Annotated in this window: 16 protein-coding genes; 6 read left to right on the forward strand and 10 right to left on the reverse strand. The window is 60.8% G+C overall.

Features of this window, described 5'->3' with window-relative positions; translation table 11 throughout:
* Positions 1 to 63 precede the first annotated feature (63 nt).
* The gene (locus PH552_RS25120; RefSeq protein WP_183764782.1) at positions 64 to 702 is read right to left on the reverse strand and encodes a 2-dehydro-3-deoxy-phosphogluconate aldolase; all 639 of its coding nucleotides are present in this window, start codon (positions 700 to 702) and stop codon (positions 64 to 66) included.
* Positions 703 to 860: 158 nt separating this feature from the next.
* Between PH552_RS25120 and PH552_RS25125 the strand changes: the two genes are divergently transcribed.
* From PH552_RS25125 to trhO, 3 genes are all read left to right on the forward strand, one after another.
* Positions 861 to 1346 carry a CYTH domain-containing protein gene (locus PH552_RS25125; RefSeq protein ID WP_113250041.1) on the forward strand — a complete coding sequence of 162 codons (486 nt, stop codon included), beginning with the start codon at positions 861 to 863 and terminating at the stop codon, positions 1344 to 1346.
* A 155-nt stretch (positions 1347 to 1501) separates the two neighbouring features.
* Positions 1502 to 2233 carry a CHAD domain-containing protein gene (locus PH552_RS25130; RefSeq protein ID WP_348647380.1) on the forward strand — a complete coding sequence of 244 codons (732 nt, stop codon included), beginning with the start codon at positions 1502 to 1504 and terminating at the stop codon, positions 2231 to 2233.
* Positions 2234 to 2504: 271 nt separating this feature from the next.
* On the forward strand, positions 2505 to 3446 hold the full coding sequence (gene trhO / locus PH552_RS25135; RefSeq protein WP_183764779.1) for an oxygen-dependent tRNA uridine(34) hydroxylase TrhO: 942 nt from the start codon (positions 2505 to 2507) through the stop codon (positions 3444 to 3446).
* 36 nt (positions 3447 to 3482) lie between these two features.
* Here trhO and PH552_RS25140 read toward each other — a convergent pair whose 3' ends face one another.
* The 3 genes from PH552_RS25140 to PH552_RS25150 all read right to left on the reverse strand — a co-directional run bounded on the left by PH552_RS25140 (position 3483) and on the right by PH552_RS25150 (position 7889).
* Complete coding sequence (locus tag PH552_RS25140) at positions 3483 to 5693, reverse strand: putative bifunctional diguanylate cyclase/phosphodiesterase (protein ID WP_145644463.1); 2211 nt, start codon at positions 5691 to 5693, stop codon at positions 3483 to 3485.
* A gap of 108 nt (positions 5694 to 5801) precedes the next feature.
* The gene (locus tag PH552_RS25145; protein WP_183764776.1) at positions 5802 to 6350 is read right to left on the reverse strand and encodes an NADPH-dependent FMN reductase; all 549 of its coding nucleotides are present in this window, start codon (positions 6348 to 6350) and stop codon (positions 5802 to 5804) included.
* Positions 6351 to 6515: 165 nt separating this feature from the next.
* On the reverse strand, positions 6516 to 7889 hold the full coding sequence (locus PH552_RS25150) for a GH1 family beta-glucosidase (protein WP_183764774.1): 1374 nt from the start codon (positions 7887 to 7889) through the stop codon (positions 6516 to 6518).
* 233 nt (positions 7890 to 8122) lie between these two features.
* Between PH552_RS25150 and PH552_RS25155 the strand changes: the two genes are divergently transcribed.
* Positions 8123 to 8527, forward strand: coding sequence for a DoxX family protein (locus tag PH552_RS25155; RefSeq protein WP_112343254.1), 405 nt, complete (start codon positions 8123 to 8125; stop codon positions 8525 to 8527).
* A 46-nt stretch (positions 8528 to 8573) separates the two neighbouring features.
* Here the strand turns inward: PH552_RS25155 and PH552_RS25160 are convergent, their stop codons facing one another.
* The 5 genes from PH552_RS25160 to PH552_RS25180 all read right to left on the reverse strand — a co-directional run bounded on the left by PH552_RS25160 (position 8574) and on the right by PH552_RS25180 (position 14877).
* Entirely contained in the window at positions 8574 to 9761 is a 1188-nt protein-coding gene (locus tag PH552_RS25160) for a Gfo/Idh/MocA family protein (RefSeq protein WP_183764771.1), read from the reverse strand.
* 192 nt (positions 9762 to 9953) lie between these two features.
* Entirely contained in the window at positions 9954 to 11006 is a 1053-nt protein-coding gene (locus PH552_RS25165; protein WP_112343252.1) for a sugar phosphate isomerase/epimerase family protein, read from the reverse strand.
* Between the two features lie 258 nt (positions 11007 to 11264).
* Positions 11265 to 12212 (reverse strand): substrate-binding domain-containing protein, encoded by a 948-nt coding sequence (locus PH552_RS25170; RefSeq protein WP_112343251.1) that lies wholly within the window; start codon positions 12210 to 12212, stop codon positions 11265 to 11267.
* A gap of 69 nt (positions 12213 to 12281) precedes the next feature.
* Positions 12282 to 13292 carry an ABC transporter permease gene (locus tag PH552_RS25175; protein WP_183764768.1) on the reverse strand — a complete coding sequence of 337 codons (1011 nt, stop codon included), beginning with the start codon at positions 13290 to 13292 and terminating at the stop codon, positions 12282 to 12284.
* Between the two features lie 61 nt (positions 13293 to 13353).
* Positions 13354 to 14877 carry a sugar ABC transporter ATP-binding protein gene (locus PH552_RS25180; protein WP_183764765.1) on the reverse strand — a complete coding sequence of 508 codons (1524 nt, stop codon included), beginning with the start codon at positions 14875 to 14877 and terminating at the stop codon, positions 13354 to 13356.
* A 166-nt stretch (positions 14878 to 15043) separates the two neighbouring features.
* Between PH552_RS25180 and PH552_RS25185 the strand changes: the two genes are divergently transcribed.
* Both PH552_RS25185 and PH552_RS25190 read left to right on the forward strand, forming a co-directional pair.
* Positions 15044 to 16069, forward strand: coding sequence for a LacI family DNA-binding transcriptional regulator (locus PH552_RS25185; RefSeq protein WP_183764763.1), 1026 nt, complete (start codon positions 15044 to 15046; stop codon positions 16067 to 16069).
* 12 nt (positions 16070 to 16081) lie between these two features.
* Entirely contained in the window at positions 16082 to 16486 is a 405-nt protein-coding gene (locus PH552_RS25190; RefSeq protein ID WP_183764760.1) for a VOC family protein, read from the forward strand.
* Here the strand turns inward: PH552_RS25190 and xylA are convergent.
* Positions 16477 to 17787, reverse strand: coding sequence for a xylose isomerase (gene xylA / locus PH552_RS25195; RefSeq protein WP_145644458.1), 1311 nt, complete (start codon positions 17785 to 17787; stop codon positions 16477 to 16479). The two genes, PH552_RS25190 and xylA, sit on opposite strands and share 10 nt — an antisense overlap.
* Positions 17788 to 17883: the final 96 nt, after the last annotated feature.

Genomic DNA, 17883 nt, shown 5'->3' on the forward strand with positions numbered 1-17883 from the left:
CATAGAATCTAAAAAGGCGCGCAGAAGGCTGCGCGCCTTTACAATTGAACGGAAGCGATCGTCTCAGCCCTTGAGCGTGGCAGCCTCGGCGGCAAGCTTGGTGATGCCGGCCCAGTCGCCTGATGCAACCAGTTCCTTCGGTGCCACCCAGGAGCCGCCGACGCAGATGACGTTCGGCAGCGACAGATAATCATGGGCATTCTTCAGCGAAATGCCGCCGGTCGGGCAGAAGACCGTGCCTGCGAGCGGCGAGGACAAGGCCTTGAGATAGGAGGCGCCGCCGGCCTGCTCGGCCGGGAAGAACTTGAGCACCGTATAGCCCTCCTCCCGCAGCGCCATGACTTCGCTTGCGGTCGCGGCACCCGGCAGCAGCGGCACATGCGAGGAGCGCGCAGCGTCCAGCAGTTCCTGGGTCGTGCCGGGGCTGACGATGAACTTGGAACCGGCTTCGACGGCCGCATCCCACTGGCTGACATTGAGGATCGTACCGGCGCCGACTTCGGCCCCTTCCACCTCTTCGGCGACCGCACGGATGGCATCGAGCGCGCCGGCCGTGCGCAGCGTGATCTCGATGGCCTTCAGACCGCCGGCAACGAGCGCCCGTGCGAGCGGCACGGCCGATTTCGCATCATCGACGATCAGCACCGGAACGACGGGCTGCAGTTTCAGAATGGAAAGAAGCTTTTCGGTTTTCTCGCCCATGGTCGGTGCGCTCCTTTAAAACGATTGAAACCGGCTCTCGAATAACCTCCCCGAGAATGCTTGTCGAGACAAAAGCATGCTTTGGACAGGACGGGTAGGAATTCGTCGTGACATACTATAGTCTGCCGCGGTCTGTGCCAGTGGAGCATGTTAAACGCATGGCAAAAGAGATCGAGCGAAAGTTTCTGGTGCGCGGCGATCATTGGCGTGATTACGCTTCGGAGAAGCTGATCCTGCGACAAGGATATATTGCCTCCATGAACGACCGCTCCGTGCGGATAAGGCTGACGAACGAAACCACGGCGACTTTGACGATCAAGATCGGCAAGGCGATGACGAGGGATGAATTCGAGTACGAGATCCCCGTCGATGAGGCCGAGGAGCTTCTGGGAACGGCGGTCGGCCTCGTCATCGAGAAGACCCGCCACAAGGTGCCCTTCAAGGGATTTGTCTGGGAGGTGGATGTCTTTCGCGGCGCCCATCGCGGTCTTGTGATCGCCGAAGTGGAGATGGAAGACGAAAGCGATGATCCGGAACTGCCGGACTGGATCGGCCGCGAAGTGACCGGCGAATACCGCTACTCCAATCAGGCTCTCGCGACCCAGTTCGAACAGGAGTACGATGAGCTATCGCGTACGGCCTGACCGGGCTCTTGATGGCGAGGTGCACAAAGCCGCCGCGCATCAACTCGGCAAAGCGATAGCTGTTCTGACGGATAGGCCCCAAGGTCTGCACGAAGCGGTTCACGCCGCGCGCAAGAACATCAAGCGCGTGCGCGCTTTACCGTCTGATAGCGCCGATTGCGCGCGAATTTCAACAGCACGAGAATGACCGGCTTCGTGACATGGCCCGCTCGCTTTCAGGCCTACGCGACGCGACCGCGCTGATTGAGGCCAGCCATTACCTGCAGACGACGGCGAAATCCGAAGATGAACTGCAGGCGCTTAGCCGAGTAACCGATGTTCTGACCAGCAAGCGCGACCGCCTCGCCGAGGCCGAGACCGATCTCGAAAGCAAGGCACGGCTGGCAATCACCACCTGCAACGAGGCGCTCGAGACGTTGAAGGATATATCATTCGAGGCTGGGCGGCGCGACACGGCCCGTCTTTTCCAGAAGGGGTGGCGCAAGAATCTCCGCAAGGCGGTGCAGGCGCTTTCCGAGTGCCATGTGGAAGCGGCCCATGCCGAGTGCTTTCACGATCTGCGCAAGCGCAGTCAGGATTACTGGATGCATCACATGCTGCTACGCGACGTCTGGCCGGCCGCCATGCATGCCAAGCAGCTGGAGGCCAAGATATTGGTCGATGTGCTCGGCCGCTATCTCGACATGTCGATGCTGGCGGATGTCGCGGATCGCGAGCCGCATCTCTTCAACGGGAGCGACGATCACGCGCGCCTGCTGGAGGCGATCATTTCCCGGCAGCAGGCGGCCCGTGAGGAAGCGCTGAACCGGGCGCGTTGGGTCTTTGCAGACAAGCCCAAGCGCGAGGCACGAACCATAAAGCGCCTCTGGCTGGAGGCGGTGGATTGAGGCGGATAAGACCCCTCACCCGCCCTCGTGCTTCGAGGCTTCGGCCCTGAGCGCCTACGCACCTCAGCATGAGGGCTGGTCATCGGCGCCCGGCGCGTCACTGCGGAGCACTGTCTGAAGCTCAAAGGCCGCTCCACTCTCATTCTGAGCCCGTCGAAGGACGAGGGTGGCCCCGGTGGCGATGCCTCGAAGGATCGAGGCTGCCAGGTCGCATAGTTTCAAAATACGAATCCCGATTGCCTGAAAGCCCACAAAATTGTATTTCCCCGCCATGACCGACAAGCTTTCAGATCCACGGCGCGACGCGACCGGCGCATTCCTCGTTGCCGCGCTCTATCATTTCGTTTCCTTTCCGCGCTTCGAAATCCTGCGCGAGCCTTTGCTTGCGCTCTGCGAGGAAAATGGCGTCAAGGGCACGTTGCTGCTTGCGCATGAAGGGATCAACGGTACCATCGCCGGCACGGATGCTGCCATCGGCGCAGTCCTTGCCTTCCTGCGCGCCCAGCCGGAATTTGCCGGCCTGGAGCACAAGGAAAGCCGCGCGTCGAAAATGCCGTTCGTGCGCATGAAAGTGAAGCTCAAGAAAGAGATCGTCACCATGGGCGTCGAGCATATCGACCCCACCAAGGTCGTCGGAACCTATGTCGCGCCGAAGGACTGGAACGCACTGATCTCCGATCCCGATACGATCGTCATCGATACCCGCAACGACTATGAGACCGCCATCGGTGTCTTCAAGGGCGCGGTTGACCCGAAGACCAAGACCTTCCGCGAATTTCCCGATTGGGTGCGCGACAATACCGGCCTGCACAACAAGCCGAAGATCGCCATGTACTGCACCGGCGGCATCCGCTGCGAGAAGGCGACCGCTTTCATGAAGCAGCAGGGCTTCGACGAGGTCTATCACCTCAAGGGCGGCATCCTGAAATATCTGGAGGAAGTGCCGGCGGAAGAAAGCCTCTGGGAAGGCGCCTGCTTCGTCTTCGATGAGCGCGTCTCCGTCGAACACGGCCTGAAGGAAGGCAATCACAAGCTCTGTCACGCCTGCCGCAATCCCATTACATCAGAGGAAGTGACCTCGCCCTTCTACGAAGCCGGTGTATCCTGCAGCCATTGCTATCACGAGCGCAGTGAAGAGGATCGCGAACGTTATCGCGAAAGGCAGCGGCAGATCGCGCTCGCCCGCAAGCGCGGCCACGAGCATATCGGCTGACGCAATTCCAGGAAAAGCGGAAATGCTTTGGGCATATCAGGCCGCGGCATGCTCCTCGCCCAGCTCTACCGCCATCTGCACGGCAAGCCGCTTGCTGATCTCGGTTTCCGGCATCGGCTTTCCGTAGAAATAGCCCTGCAGCTCGTCGCAGCCGAAGCCTTCCAGCGCCCTTCCCTGCGCCTCGGTCTCGATACCTTCGGCGGTCACGGGAATATCGAGTGAACGGGCCAATGCCACCGTCGCCTGCAGCATTTCACGGGCGCGGTCGTCTTCGAGCACATTCATGGTCAGTGAGCGATCGATCTTGATGCGATCGAAGCCGAACTGGCGCAGATAGCCGATAGAGGAGAAACCGGAGCCGAAATCGTCGAGGGCCACCTTGACCCCGAGTGTCTTCAGCCGCTCGATCGACTGGCGGGTGCGCTCCGGATTCTGGATGATGTAGCCTTCGGTAATTTCCAGCGTTACCCGCTCGGCCTCTATCCCCGTCCCGTTCAGTACGCTGCGGACGTAGTCGGCAAAGGCAGGATTGCGGAATTGACCCGGCGATACATTGACGGCGATGCGAAGATCCGGCCATTGCCGCGCGGCTTCACAGGCCTTGCGCAGGACGAGCAGCCCCAGCGCCTCGATCAGACCGCTGGTTTCAGCAATGGGAATGAAGACCTCTGGTGAAATCGGGCCGTGACCGGGACGGTTCCAGCGCACGAGCGCTTCGACACCGATCATTTCGCAGCTCGATGCCTCGACCAGAGGCTGATAGGCGAGCGTCAGCTCTTCCATCTCGATGGCACGGCGCAGATCGAGTTCAAGCGCGTTGCGCTCCTCGCGATGGGCATCCATGGCCGTGTCGTAGCAGGTCATGCGGGCGCGGCCCGCCTCCTTGGCCTTGTACATGGCAAGATCGGCACGCCGCACCAGTTCCTCTCTGTCGATCCGGCCTTCCGGCGAACTCGCTATGCCGATGCTGGTGCCGACGACGACCACCCGCCGGCCGATTTCCAAGGGCTCGGAGAGAAAATCCAGGATCTGTTCCGCCAGCTGCAAGGCAGGCGCGTCGTTGAGTTCCTTCGTCGGAAAGACGATGGCGAATTCGTCTCCTCCAACCCTGGCCAGCGCCGCCTGTGGCGGCACAAGCACGCTGAGGCCTGCCGCCACGGCGCGAATGAGCTGATCGCCCGTGCCATGCCCATAGGAATCGTTGATTTCCTTGAAACCATCGAGATCGAGATAGAGAAGCAGAACATTGGTGCCGTCGCTGCGCGCCCGTTCGACCAGCCGGTCCACATCGAGCCGCAACCCCTCCCGATTGAGAAGACCGCTCAACCTGTCACGCAGTGAAACCTGACGCGCCTGAACCTCCTCCGACCGCAACCTGCGCCCAGCCAACGACCCCAAGATCAGCAGCACGACGAAGAACAGGCCGACAAGGCCGAGCGCGCCGAGCACCAGCGGCCGGACCTTTTGGTAGCTCATGTCGCCCGGTTCGCGCGAGCTCCAGACCAGCCGCCCCAGCGACTTGCCTAAGGGATCGACGATGGAAACCGCATAGCGAGCCACGGTTTCCGGCGGCATCAGCGTCAGGCCGCTGATGACATAGGTGTTGGAAAGCATCTTGATGCGGGCAGCGTCGAGATAACGCACGAGGATCAGGTAACGACGCTGGCCTTGCGGCGCGGGAATGCGGCCGGATCTTTCGCGGATGGTCGCCGCGCCGGCGGCGGCGATACCATCCCTGGTCATGATGTAACCCGAGGCTTCCGGCACACCGGTCACGCGCGTGGTGCGCGCCTGATCGACCAGGGCCCAAATGGCGGTGCCGAGGACGTCTTCGATATTCTCCGTCAACGGCACGCCGTCGTGATAGGCAATGATAGGCTTGTTGTGGTCGTCGACAATAACGGCGGTATCGAACAGCGCGCCGTCGGAGGAGATGTCGCCGTAATTGCCGGCGATCCAGCCCCGGTCGTTCGTCCCGTAGACGCTTCGCGCCGCATCGTTGCGCGCGGAATGATCATGCAGCGTCGCTTCCAGCTGCCCCTGGAAGGTTTTCAGGGCGCCGACGGTCGTCTCCCAGGAACGTTCGTCATCCAGCTTGTTGGAGTAATCGGCGACGCGGCCGATTGCGGTCAGCACCATCAGGGTCACGACGGCAACCACAAGAGCAAAGGAAATCAAAACGGCCGTCACAATGGAATGACGACCGATCTGTGTCGCTTGCCGCAATGAATTGAAAGTTGCTCCCACGCCTTTTCTCCTTGGCACGGAAGTCTGCCGTCAGGTCTTCAACAAACGGTTAAGGCGTATCGGAGATTCCTACAGGAATGGGTTGCATATTTGCCGAAGCCGGAAAAATCATGCTCTGGTGGCAATCGTTTGCGCGAAACGGCTGAGACCCCCGGACAGGAGGCCGTTTTCGTGCGCCTCCAGAAGCATGGCCGCCTGTGCCTCATCGCTCTTGCCCGCAATCGGCAAGCGCAGGAAAGCGTCGGCCACGATGTGCAGCGACATGGTCTGCAGGACCTCGGTCAGCTGTGCTAGGACAAGATCGCCGCGATGGGAAGCATGGGCGAGCATCAACGGCTTGAACGGCACTTCGTCGCGCGACACCAGCCAATCCAGCGCATTCTTGAAGCCGCCGGGAATACCATGAGCATATTCGGGGCAGGACACGATCAGACCATCCGCCTTACGGATCTCGGCTGCAAATCTCTCGACCACGGGCGGCGTCCTCTCGCCCTCATCGTCGGGATTGAAGATCGGCAGAGCGCCGATCAGATCGCAGATGGCGATGCTGACGCCGTCAGGACAGGCGAGCTGCAGCGCCTGCAGCAGCCTGCGGCTGGTCGAGGCCTGCCGTTGACTGCCGCAAAGCGCGTAAAGAAAAATCGGCCGTTGGGTCATGCGCGATATTTATCAGGCTTTACCGATTCAAGCGACCGACACCCTCCCCTTGAGGGGGAGGGTCGGACCGCAGGTCCGGGGTGGGGTGACCCCCGCGTTCACCCCAGAAATCACCCCCACCTGCGCGTTCCGCGCGACTTCCCCCTCAAGGAAGATGGAACCGCATCAAACCGCCTTGTGGTTGCCCTTCGGAAACTGCGAAGCGAGCTCGCGGTACCATTTGCCGCTCTTCTTGATCGTGCGCACCTGGGTCTCGTAATCGACATGCACGAGGCCGAAACGCATGCGATAGCCTTCCGCCCATTCGAAATTATCCATCAGGCTCCAGGCGAAGTAGCCGCGCATCGGATAGCCATCCTTGATGAGATCCGCGACGACACCGAGATGCTCGATATAATAATCGAGGCGCGGCTGGTCATCGACCTCGCCGTTGACGACGCCCATATTGTAGCAGGCACCGTTTTCGGTGATGTAGCACTCCGGCAGGTCGTAGCGCCTGTTGAGATCCTCGACGACGTGCTTCAGACCCGGCGAATAGACCTCCCAACCGATATCCGTTTTTACGTCGCTGACCGGCGGCGCCTCCTTCGTCCAGGGAAAATCGCCGCTCTTCGAGGCGTCGTCGGAGACGCGCATCGGCATGTAATAGTTCAAACCCCACCAATCGAGTTTCTGGTTGATGGTCTTCAGATCGCCGTCTTCGATGACAGGCATACGATCGCCGAGCGCCTCGACGAGCTCCTTCGGATACTCGCCCTTGAAGATCGGATCGAAGAAGGCGCCGTTGTGAAACTGATGCGCGCGTTCGACAGCGGCGGCATCTTCCGGGCGATCCGAGCCCGGCAGGATCGAAGCGGCATTCAGCACGATGCCGACCGGCACCTTCGGCGCCACGGAGCGGATCGCCTCGACGCCGAGACCATGGGCAAGGTTCATATAATGCATGGCATAGAGCGCCGCCTGCATGTTACGCTCGCCGGGTGCATGAACGCCATAGAGATGGCTCAGCCAGACGATGCACCAGGGCTCGTTGAAGGTGGCGACAGAGTCCAGACGGTCGCCGAGGCGGCCCATGACGGTCTTGGCATAGCGCTGGAAGGCATGCGCCGTCGAACGCGCCGTCCAGCCGCCGTCGCCGGCGAGCGCCAGCGGCAGATCCCAATGGTAGAGAGTCGCAAAGGTCTTGATCCCTCGCGCCTTGCAGCCATCGACGAGGCGATCATAGAAATCGAGGCCGGCTTCGTTCACGGGGCCGGTGCCTTCGGGAATGATGCGCGGCCAGGCGATCGAGAAGCGGTAGGCCTCGACGCCCATCTCCTTGATGAGATCGAGATCCTGCTCCAGACGGTTATAATGATCGCAGGCGACGTCACCATTATCGCGCTGATAGACGCGGCCCGGCATGTTGGCGAAAGCATCCCAGATAGATGGCTTACGGCCGTCGGCCTTGGTGGCACCTTCGATCTGGAACGCGGCAGTGGCAACGCCGAATGTGAAATCGCCTGGGAAGCGATCGGCAAGAAGCTTCGGATCGATCATGATGAAAATCCCGTCTGTTGTGGCTTCGTTGGCTGCGGTTTAGCCAACCCGGTTGGCAAAGTACAGCGTCGATTTGAGGAAACTGCAACGTTGCAGATGCCAAAAAATGCAGCCGGCTAACAGCTCTGTCCAGGCCACCCGCGGGCGATAACATCAATGTCAACAGTCGTGACTTGTCTTTTCGAAGTGGATCAATTGAGGGTGGTGCTCAACTCGACGACGAAAGGATAGAAATGCTCGCTGCTCTCCATACCCTCCACCCTTATCTGCTGAGCCTTCTGCGCATCGTCGCATCCCTTGTGCTGTTCAGCTATGGAACGCAGAAAATCCTGCATTTCCCAGCCGTCGAAAATGTGCCCGCCGTCGGATCGCTGCCCTGGATCGCCGGCCTGCTTGAGCTCACCCTTGGCTTCCTCGTCCTCATCGGCTTCCAGACGCGGATTGCTTCGTTCATTCTGTCGGGCCTGATGGCCTTCGCCTATTTCCTGCGCCACGCGCCGCAGAGCTTCTATCCCGCCCAGAATGGCGGAACGGCGGCTATCCTCTTCTGCTTCATCTTCCTGTTTCTCGTCGCCGCCGGCGCGGGCCCTCTGAGCGTCGATGCACTGACGAAGCGCAAACGGGACATCGCTGCCTGAATGAGCAGGTTCGAGGCGGTTCGCCCGCCTCGAACCTGCACCAAACCTAGAGCTTGACCCAGGCACCATTGCGCTTCGAGGACGCAACGCAAGCCTCGACGAAAGCCACGCCCTTCACGCCGTCATCGACGGTCGGATAGACCACGGCGGGATCGACCGCCACGCCCTTCTTTCGGGCATTGATGGCACGCGCAGCCTCAGTATAGATCGTTGCGAAAGCTTCCAGATAGCCTTCCGGATGGCCCGACGGGATGCGCGAGACGCGCGCCGCGGCCGCACCCGAGCCGGCGCCGTTGCGGGTAATCAGCCGCTTCGGCTCGCCAAACGGCGTGTACCAAAGATAGTTCGGATCGGCCTGCGTCCACTCGATGCCGCCCTTGGTGCCATAGACGCGGAGCTTCAGGCCATTCTCATGGCCCGGCGCCACCTGGCTGCACCAGAGCATGCCTTTCGCCGGTTTTTCCTTGCCCTTCGCCTTGAAACGCAGCAGCACATGGCCGTTGTCGTCGAGGCGACGTCCCTCAACGAAGCTGTCGAGATCGGCAGCAAGGCTATCGAGCTCGAGACCGGTGACGAAGGAAGCGAGATTATAGGCATGCGTGCCGATATCGCCGGTGGAACCGCCGGCGCCGGACTGAGAGGGGTCGGTACGCCATGCAGCCTGCTTCTGACCGGACTGCTCGATATTTTCCGTCAGCCAATCCTGCGGATATTCGGCCTGCACGATGCGGATATCGCCGAGCTCGCCGTTGGCGATCATCTCGCGCGCCTGACGGATCATCGGATAGCCGGTGTAATTATGCGTGAGGATGAAGAGCGCACCGCTTTCATCGGCCACCTTCTTCAGCTTCTTGGCATCGGCGAGATTGGAGGTCAGCGGCTTGTCGCAGATGACATGGATACCGCGCCGCAGGAATTCCTTGGCGGCGTCATAGTGCACATGGTTCGGCGTGACGATCGAAACCGCCTCGATGCCGTTCTTCAGCTTGGCTTCGCGAATTGCCATGTCACGATAACTGGAATAGGTGCGCGAGGGATCGAGACCGAGATCGCGGCCGGAAGCCTGAGCCTTGTCCGGCGAAGACGAGAGCGCGCCGGCGACGAGATCGAACTGGTCGTCAATGCGCGCGGCGATGCGATGCACAGCGCCGATGAATGCGCCGGCGCCACCGCCCACCATGCCAAGCCGGATGCGCGGCTCGCGCGTCTGTTCCGATGATCCTTCGATTGCCATTTTATCCTCCTGAATGAATGGAATTGTACTCACCTTCTCCCTGCGGGGAGAAGGTGGCCCGAAGGGTCGGATGAGGGGGGACTCAGCGGACACTGCCTTTCGCTTGTGGCTCAAGGCACTCGTCGCGACGCTCCTCGTCCCCCTCATCTGTCCTTCGGACATCTTCTCCCCGCCAGGGAGAAGAAAAAGAGATTACAGCCCCAGCATGCGCCGGTTCGCCGCCTGGTCCGTGCCGCTGCCCGCAAAATCGTCGAAGGCCTTTTCCGTGACGCGGATGATGTGCGCCTTGACGAATTCGGAACCTTCGCGGGCGCCGTCTTCGGGATGTTTCAGCGCGCATTCCCATTCGACCACGGCCCAGCCGTCAAAATTATTGGCGGTCATCTTCGAGAAGACGGCGCCGAAATCGACTTGGCCGTCGCCCAACGAACGGAAGCGGCCGGCACGCTCGACCCAGCCCTGATAACCGCCATAGACGCCCTGGCGCCCGGTCGGATTGAACTCCGCATCCTTAACGTGGAACATCTTGATGCGGTCCTTGTAGATGTCGATGTTCTCGAGATAATCGAGGCACTGCAAGACGTAGTGAGAGGGATCGTAGAGCATGTTGGCGCGCGGATGGTTCTTCACGCGCTCCAGGAACATCTCGAAGGTGATGCCATCATGCAGGTCTTCGCCCGGATGGATTTCGTAGCAGACGTCGACGCCGTTTTCGTCGGCATGGTTGAGGATCGGAGTCCAGCGGCGGGCAAGCTCTTCGAAGGCGGTCTCGACAAGGCCGGCCGGACGCTGCGGCCAGGGATAGATGAAGGGCCAGGCGAGCGCGCCGGAGAAGGTCGCATGCGCCTTGATGCCGAGATGCTTCGATGCCGTCAGCGCCATCTTCACCTGCTCGACCGCCCATTCCTGGCGCGCCTTCGGATTGCCCCGTACTTCCGGAGCGGCAAAACCGTCGAAGGCTTCATCATAAGCGGGATGCACGGCGACGAGCTGGCCCTGGAGGTGGGTGGAAAGCTCGGTGACCTCGACGCCATTGGCGCGAGCGACACCGGCAAATTCGTCGCAATAATCCTTGGAGGAGGCCGCCTTCTTCAGGTCGATGAGCTGGCTTGCCCAGGTCGGAACCTGCACGCCGATATAGCCGGCATCGGCAGCCCATTTCGTGATCGAATCCCACGAGTTGAATGGCGCCGCATCGCCGGCGAACTGGCCGAGAAACAGGCCTGGTCCCTTGATCGTCTTCATCTGTATTTCCTCCCTAATCGCGTTCTGTAAACGTTTCCGATGCCTTTCGGGCCCATATCCGAGGCGGCTGAGGTGCCGCAGCCTCCAAAAACTATAGGGTCGTCGGGCTGAAAGTCGAATGCCCCGTGACCTAATCACGGCCCGTCGCCGACGGCAAGAGGTACGTGCCGCAAAAATTACCGCAGGATGCGAAGCCAAGCGGCAGACGCATAAAAACGCCCGCCGGAACCGGCGGGCGCGTCTATCTGAATCAGCCGATCAGAATGGAGATTCGGCGAAGTAGAAGTCCTTGGCGTTGTCCTTTGTGACGAGCGTCGCATCGAGGATGTAATTGCCGCGAACCGGAACCTGATCATAGAAGTTGGCGGCGGTCAGCTCCATGGCGGTGCCGACCATTGCCGGTGGGTAGAGCACGTCGACGGGGATCAGCTTGTCGCCATCCATGACCTTCTTGATCATGTCCTTCGAGCCGGCGCCGGCGATGATATACTTGATATCGGTGCGCTTGGCCTGCTCGATTGCCTGCAGCACGCCGACAGCCATGTCGTCATCCTGGCACCAGACCACATCGATCTTCGGGAACTTGGTCAAGTAGTCCTGCATGACCTTGAAGGCGTCGTCGCGGTTCCAGTTGCCATACTGGCGGTCGAGAACCTTGACGTTCGAGCCGGCGATGCCCTTGTCGAAACCGTCCTGGCGCTGCTGATCGATCGGGATCGGCAGACCGCGGATGACGACAACCTGGGCATCCGGCGTATTGGCCTTGATGTATTCGCCTGCGACCTGGCCGAGCGCCGGATTGTTGCCGGCGACATAGAGGTCACGGACGGAATTGTCATTGTTGCTCGGCGCACGGTCGACCAGCGCCACGAACTTGCCCTTGTCCTTGACTTCCTTGATGGCGTTGACGAGCGGATCCGGATCCGACGGCAGGATCACGAGCGCATCGATACCCTGGGTCTCGAGGTCCTGTACCGCATTGGCCTGGCTCGCCGCATCAGGCGAGGTCTTGACGATGACGTTGAGTCCCGGATGCTCCGCCATCAAAAGCTTGGCGACGCGCTCGGCATGGAATACCACGCCCGAGGTCCAGCCGTGGTCGGCGGCCGGAATGGAAACGCCGATCGTTACCTTCTTGTCCTCGGCATGGACCGTGCCGGCCAGAGCCGCCATCACGACAGCCAAGCCTATGAGTCTCTTTCGCATGTTTCTTCCTCCCAGATAGAGACAGGGCCTTGTCACCAAGAACCGGGCGCCCCCTGACCCGGCTATTCGCTATTTGCGAGCAAGCGAGCGCTGAACCAGCATGGCGATGATGATGATCGCACCCTGGATGGCACTGAGCAGATACTCGCTGATGAAATTGGAAAGCAGCATGATGTTGCCGACCAGCTCAAGGATGAAGGCGCCGCAGATCGTGCCCCATACCCTGCCCGCCCCGCCCTTCAGCGCCGTGCCGCCGACGACCACGGCGGTGATCGCCTGCAGCTCCCATAGGCTGCCCGTCGTCGCCGACGTCGAACCAAGTCGCGGCACATAGAGAAGCACGGCGATCGACACGCACAGGCCCTGGATGACGAAGGCGATAGTGCGCACGCGGTTGACCGCCACGCCGGAATAGCGCGCAACATCGCGATTGGAACCGACGGCGATGACATGCCGCCCGTAGCGAGTGCGATAGAGAATGAAGGCCGCAATGCCGGTGACGACAAGAATGACCACGATCGGCACCGGCACGCCGAGCACCGAGCCATAATAGGCGGGCTTGTAGAGCGCCTGCAGATTCGCCGGCCGCAAGGTGATCGCACCGCCCTGCGACAGCCAGGTCGTCAAGCCGCGATAGACACCCATGGTGCCGAGGGTCGCAATGAACGGCTCGATCTTGCCCATGGTCGTGATGAGCCCGTTGGCAAGGCCGCACAGGAGGCCGGCGACGATCGAGAACAGCACGGCGGCTGCCAGCATCAGGGCGGGATCGGCGATGACACCCGAATTCATCAGGAGGATCATCAGGCTTGCGACGAAGGCAACCATCGCGCCGACAGACAAATCGAGATCACCCGCCGAGATGACGAAGGTGGCACCGACCGCGATGATGGCGATGAAGGCGCATCTCGTCGCGACATTGGTGAGATTGGTAATGCCGATGAAGTTCGGATTGACCAGCGCGCCTACGATCAGAAGCAGCACCAGCGCTGCAAACGGCGCCACGGCCCTGAGATCGACATCCCGCCAGGAGCGCCCCCGCCGACCGGCCTTTCCGCTACTGTCTTCACCCACGCTCATAACCAAAACCAACCTCCCGTCCCATGACTTCTGGGAATTCGCCCTGCTCTCCGCCGCCCATTCAGGCAGCGGTCTTTTTCTTCAGGCCCGCCGCATAACGCATGATTTCCTGCTCGGTGATCTCTTCACCTTCGAGCACGCCGACGATCCGGCCCTCGCGCATGACCGCGATCCGCGTGCACAGCCCGATGACCTCGGGCATTTCCGAGGAGATGACGATGATCGAATGACCGTCACGCGCCAGCGCCGAAATGAAATGATAGATCTGCTGCTTCGTACCGACATCGATACCGCGCGTCGGCTCGTCGATGATGATGATCTGCGGCTCGGTCTCCATGACCTTCGCCAGCAGCAGCTTCTGCTGGTTGCCGCCGGACATGCGGCCGGCAACGATATTGCCGTCACGTACGCGTATATCGAAACGGCGGCGCGCCCTCGCCAGCGCATCGGCTTCACTTGAGGCGCTCAGATAACCGAACTTGCCATGCCGGTCGAGCGACTGCAGCGTCAGATTGACGACCATGCCAGAACTCAGAAGCAGGCCCTTCGACTTGCGGTCCTTGGTCATATAGGCAAGCCCCGCATCGATGGCCGCATGCACGTCATGCGGCGGCACCGTTTGGCCGTTGACGACGACCTCGCCGGAGACACGCGAACGCAGTCCGACGATCGCCTCCATCAGCTCGGTTCGCCCAGAGCCGATCATGCCGGAAAAGCCCAATATCTCGCCCTTGCGCAGCTCGAAGCTCGCATCGTGGACGTAGCCGGTCGAGACCGAGGCGACGCTGAGCACCACCTTCTCGTCGACATCGGGCTCGTTCTTGGCCGGATAAAGGCTCGAGAGCTCGCGCCCGACCATCAGCTGGGCGATCGATTCGCCATCGAGCAGCGAGGTTGGCGAGGTCTTCACCCATTGGCCGTCACGCAGCACCGTGACCCGATCCGTCAGGTCCATGACCTCATCGAGCTTGTGGGAGACGAAGACGAAGCTCGTTCCCTGATCGCGCAGCTTGCGCACCTGTTTGAACAGGAAATTGGTCTCCTCGCGCGACAAAACGGCGGTCGGCTCATCCATGAAGACGATGCGCGCATCGCGGCTGATCGCCTTGGCGATCTCCACCATCTGCTTGTCGGCGATGGAGAGCGTACTGATGATGGCGTTCTCATCGACATGCGAGCCGAGAAGGTCGAGCACGCGCCGCGTTTCGGCACGCATATACTTGCGATCGAGCACGCCGAGGCGGGTGACTTCGCGGCCGAGAAACAGGCTCTCGGTGACGGTCAGATGCTCAGCAAGATTGAACTCCTGGTGGATGATGACGATGCCGAGCGCCTCGGCCGCACCGTTCGGCGGCAGCTTCACCGGCTTGCCATCGAGCAAAATCTCGCCGGAGGTCGGCTGCTCGAAACCGGACAGGACCTTGACCAGCGTCGACTTGCCGGCGCCGTTTTCGCCCATGAGCGCATGGATCTCGCCGGCCCGAAGATCGAAGTTGACGCTGAACAGCACCTGCACGCCGTTGAAGGATTTCGATATCCCTCTCGCAGACAGCACGACCGTACCGTCGACGGCTTCCGAACTCATTGAATCCTCCCTGCGGTCCCACCCGCTTTCCATGCTGTGTAAACCTTTACATAACCTGTGTAAAGGTTTACATCATTGGATATCGCATAAATTTTCGCGGTCACCTTTGACCTCCACCGAAGTCTGTGTAGTCTCCAGCCCCAGACGAGACCCAAGGCAGAGCGCAGTGTCGAATTCCACGCCCGCAACTATCGAAGACGTCGCCCGAATTGCCAATGTTTCGATAGCAACGGTTTCGCGGGCAATCCATATGCCGGAGAAAGTCGCCAATTCGACGCGGCTGAAAGTCAATCAGGCGATCGCCATCACCGGCTATACCACCAATGCCATGGCACGCAGCCTCCGGCTTGGCCGATCGAACATGATTCTCGTGGTCGCACCCGATATCGGCGATCCCAATTTCTCCAATATTCTCATCGGCCTGGAGAATGAGGCACGTTCGCACGGCTACGGTATCCTCATCGGCCACACGCAGAACGACGCGCAGCGCGGGCTCGAATATCTGAAGTTTCTGAACTCCAACCAGGCGGCCGGATTGATCCTTTTTACCGGCATCCTGCCCTTCGGACATCAGACGATGACGGCGCGGCTGCCGCCGAGTGTCGGCGTTTTCGAGCCGGTCTTCAACGGCGGCATTCCCTATGTCGGCGTCGACGATATCGCAGGCGCGCGCAAGGCCATCGACCTCCTGATTACCGAGGGTCATCGCAGGATTGCATTCGTCGGCGATTCCCGCACACGCCTCGCCTACAGCCGCCGGCGCATGGGTTATGAAGCCGGGCTGGATGCGGCCGGCATCGGGCAGGACCTGCGCATCGTGCTGGAAGGCGACGGCACCATCGAAAGCGGGAGGCTCGCCGTCGAGCAGCTCTTCATGCGCGACACCCTGCCGACAGCCTTCATGTGCGTCAACGACCAGACGGCGATCGGCGTGATGATCGGGCTAAAGGCGCGCGGCTACGATATCCCCGAGGATTTTTCGGTGACCGGCTTCGACGACGTACCGCAAGCCGTCTTCATGACGCCGTCGCTGACGACAATCCGGCAGCCGCGCACCGCCATCGGCAAGCACGCGATGGCGCTTCTGCTGGAACTGCTTTCGGATGGCGAGCCGGCCGAGACGGAGATCCTGCTGCGGCCGGATCTGATCGTGCGGAACTCGGTCGGAGCTCCGCCGCGCAGTCGACGCTAGGCAGACGCAACGATGCCGCTCGGCAGAATCACCCTCTATGTCCGCGATGTCGAAGCGACGATCAGCTTTTACGAGAAGCATTTCGGGTTCAAGCCACTCCGTCTGGAGGGCGATCGGATCATTGAGCTGCTCGCGCAGGATGGCGGTGCCAATCTGATGATCCATCCTGCGGGCAAGGCGCAGAAAATGGGCCAGGTGCTGGTCAAGCTGGTCTTCGACGTCGAGCATGTCGAAGCTTTCCGCGCTAGGTGTGCCGAAGAGGGGCTGGAGTTCGGCCCCTTTCATCAGGCCGACGGCTATGCTTTCGCCAATGCCAAGGACCCCTCAGGGAATCCCATAGCCATTTCCAGCCGCGCCTTCAGGCTGAAATCGGGAGGCGATGAATCACCGCCTCCCGAAGCTGTCGATCAAACGTAACGGTTGACGATGTTTTCCAGCAGTTCCTGCTTGCCGGATTTCGGCTGCGGGTTGACGTCCTTGGTCTCGACCCACTGAGCGATCTGATCGAGCGAATATTCGCCTCGCAGCAGCTTCTGGCCCTCGGCCGAATCCCAGCCGGCGTAACGGTCGGCGAGCGGCTTGGAGAGCGCCTTGTCCTCGATCATCTTGGCGGCCGCCTTCAGACCGCGGGCGCAGCAATCCATGCCGCCGATGTGGCCGATGAGCAGATCTTCCGGATCGAGCGACTGACGGCGCAGCTTGGCGTCGAAGTTCGTGCCGCCGGTCTTGAAGCCGCCGCCTGCCAGAACCTGGTAATAGGCCAGCGTCATTTCCGGAACGTTGTTAGGGAACTGGTCGGTATCCCAGCCGGACTGGTAGTCGTTGCGGTTCATGTCGATGGAACCGAAGACGCCGAGCGCGTTGGCGAGCGCCAGCTCGTGCTCGAAGGAATGGCCGGCAAGGATCGCATGGCCCTGCTCGATATTGAGCTTCACTTCGTTTTCCAGGCCGTACTTCTTGAGGAAGCCGTAGACCGTTGCGACGTCGTAGTCATACTGATGCTTGGTCGGCTCCTGCGGCTTCGGCTCGATCAGGATCGTGCCCTTGTAGCCGATCTTGTGCTTGTACTCGACGACGAGATTGAGGAAGCGGCCCATCTGGTCCATTTCCCGCTTCAGGTCGGTGTTGAGCAGCGTCTCGTAACCTTCGCGGCCGCCCCAGAGAACGTAGTTTTCGCCGCCGAGCTTATGGGTGGCGTCCATGCAGGTCTTCACGGTCGCAGCCGAGAAGGCGAAGACGTCCGGGTCCGGATTGGTCGCAGCGCCCGACATGAAGCGGCGGTTGGAGAAGAGGTTCGCCGTGCCCCAGAGCAGCTTGACGCCGGTTTCGGCCTGCTTCTGGGCGAAGTAGTCGACGATCTCATTCAGGTTCTTGGTGTTCTCGGCGAAATTCTTGCCTTCCGGACGTACGTCGGCATCGTGGAAGCAGTAATAGGGAGCGCCGAGCAAGGTGAAGAATTCGAAGGCGACGTCAGCCTTCAGCTTGGCGGCTTCCATCGTCTCGTGGAACCAGGGGCGAAGGAAGGTCTGGCCGCCGAAGGGATCGCCGCCCGGCCAGGTGAAGGTGTGCCAGTAGGCGACGGCGAAACGCAGATGGTCTTCCATGCGCTTGCCGGCAACGACTTCGTCCTTGTTGTAATAGCGGAAGGCCAGCGGATTGGTGCTCTCCGGACCTTCGTATTTTACCTTGCTGATGTCACCAAAAAATCCGGTGCTCATGTCTCATCTCCTTGGGTTGGTGTTTCGGTAGTGTTTTGTCACTTTGATGCCCCCCTCATCCGACCCTTCGGGCCACCTTCTCCTCGAGGGGAGAAG

The sequence above is a fragment of the Rhizobium aureum genome, assembly GCF_030182495.1.
GTDB classification, from domain to species: Bacteria; Pseudomonadota; Alphaproteobacteria; order Rhizobiales; family Rhizobiaceae; genus Rhizobium; species Rhizobium tropici_C.

Coding starts and splice junctions, on each gene's coding strand:
- PH552_RS25120 (WP_183764782.1), bottom strand. CDS start 702: ATGGGCGAGAAAACCGAAAAGCTTCTTTCCATTCTGAAACTGCAGCCC.
- PH552_RS25125 (WP_113250041.1), top strand. CDS start 861: ATGGCAAAAGAGATCGAGCGAAAGTTTCTGGTGCGCGGCGATCATTGG.
- trhO (WP_183764779.1), top strand. CDS start 2,505: ATGACCGACAAGCTTTCAGATCCACGGCGCGACGCGACCGGCGCATTC.
- PH552_RS25145 (WP_183764776.1), bottom strand. CDS start 6,350: ATGACCCAACGGCCGATTTTTCTTTACGCGCTTTGCGGCAGTCAACGG.
- PH552_RS25150 (WP_183764774.1), bottom strand. CDS start 7,889: ATGATCGATCCGAAGCTTCTTGCCGATCGCTTCCCAGGCGATTTCACA.
- PH552_RS25155 (WP_112343254.1), top strand. CDS start 8,123: ATGCTCGCTGCTCTCCATACCCTCCACCCTTATCTGCTGAGCCTTCTG.
- PH552_RS25160 (WP_183764771.1), bottom strand. CDS start 9,761: ATGGCAATCGAAGGATCATCGGAACAGACGCGCGAGCCGCGCATCCGG.
- PH552_RS25165 (WP_112343252.1), bottom strand. CDS start 11,006: ATGAAGACGATCAAGGGACCAGGCCTGTTTCTCGGCCAGTTCGCCGGC.
- PH552_RS25170 (WP_112343251.1), bottom strand. CDS start 12,212: ATGCGAAAGAGACTCATAGGCTTGGCTGTCGTGATGGCGGCTCTGGCC.
- PH552_RS25175 (WP_183764768.1), bottom strand. CDS start 13,292: ATGAGCGTGGGTGAAGACAGTAGCGGAAAGGCCGGTCGGCGGGGGCGC.
- PH552_RS25180 (WP_183764765.1), bottom strand. CDS start 14,877: ATGAGTTCGGAAGCCGTCGACGGTACGGTCGTGCTGTCTGCGAGAGGG.
- PH552_RS25190 (WP_183764760.1), top strand. CDS start 16,082: ATGCCGCTCGGCAGAATCACCCTCTATGTCCGCGATGTCGAAGCGACG.
- xylA (WP_145644458.1), bottom strand. CDS start 17,787: ATGAGCACCGGATTTTTTGGTGACATCAGCAAGGTAAAATACGAAGGT.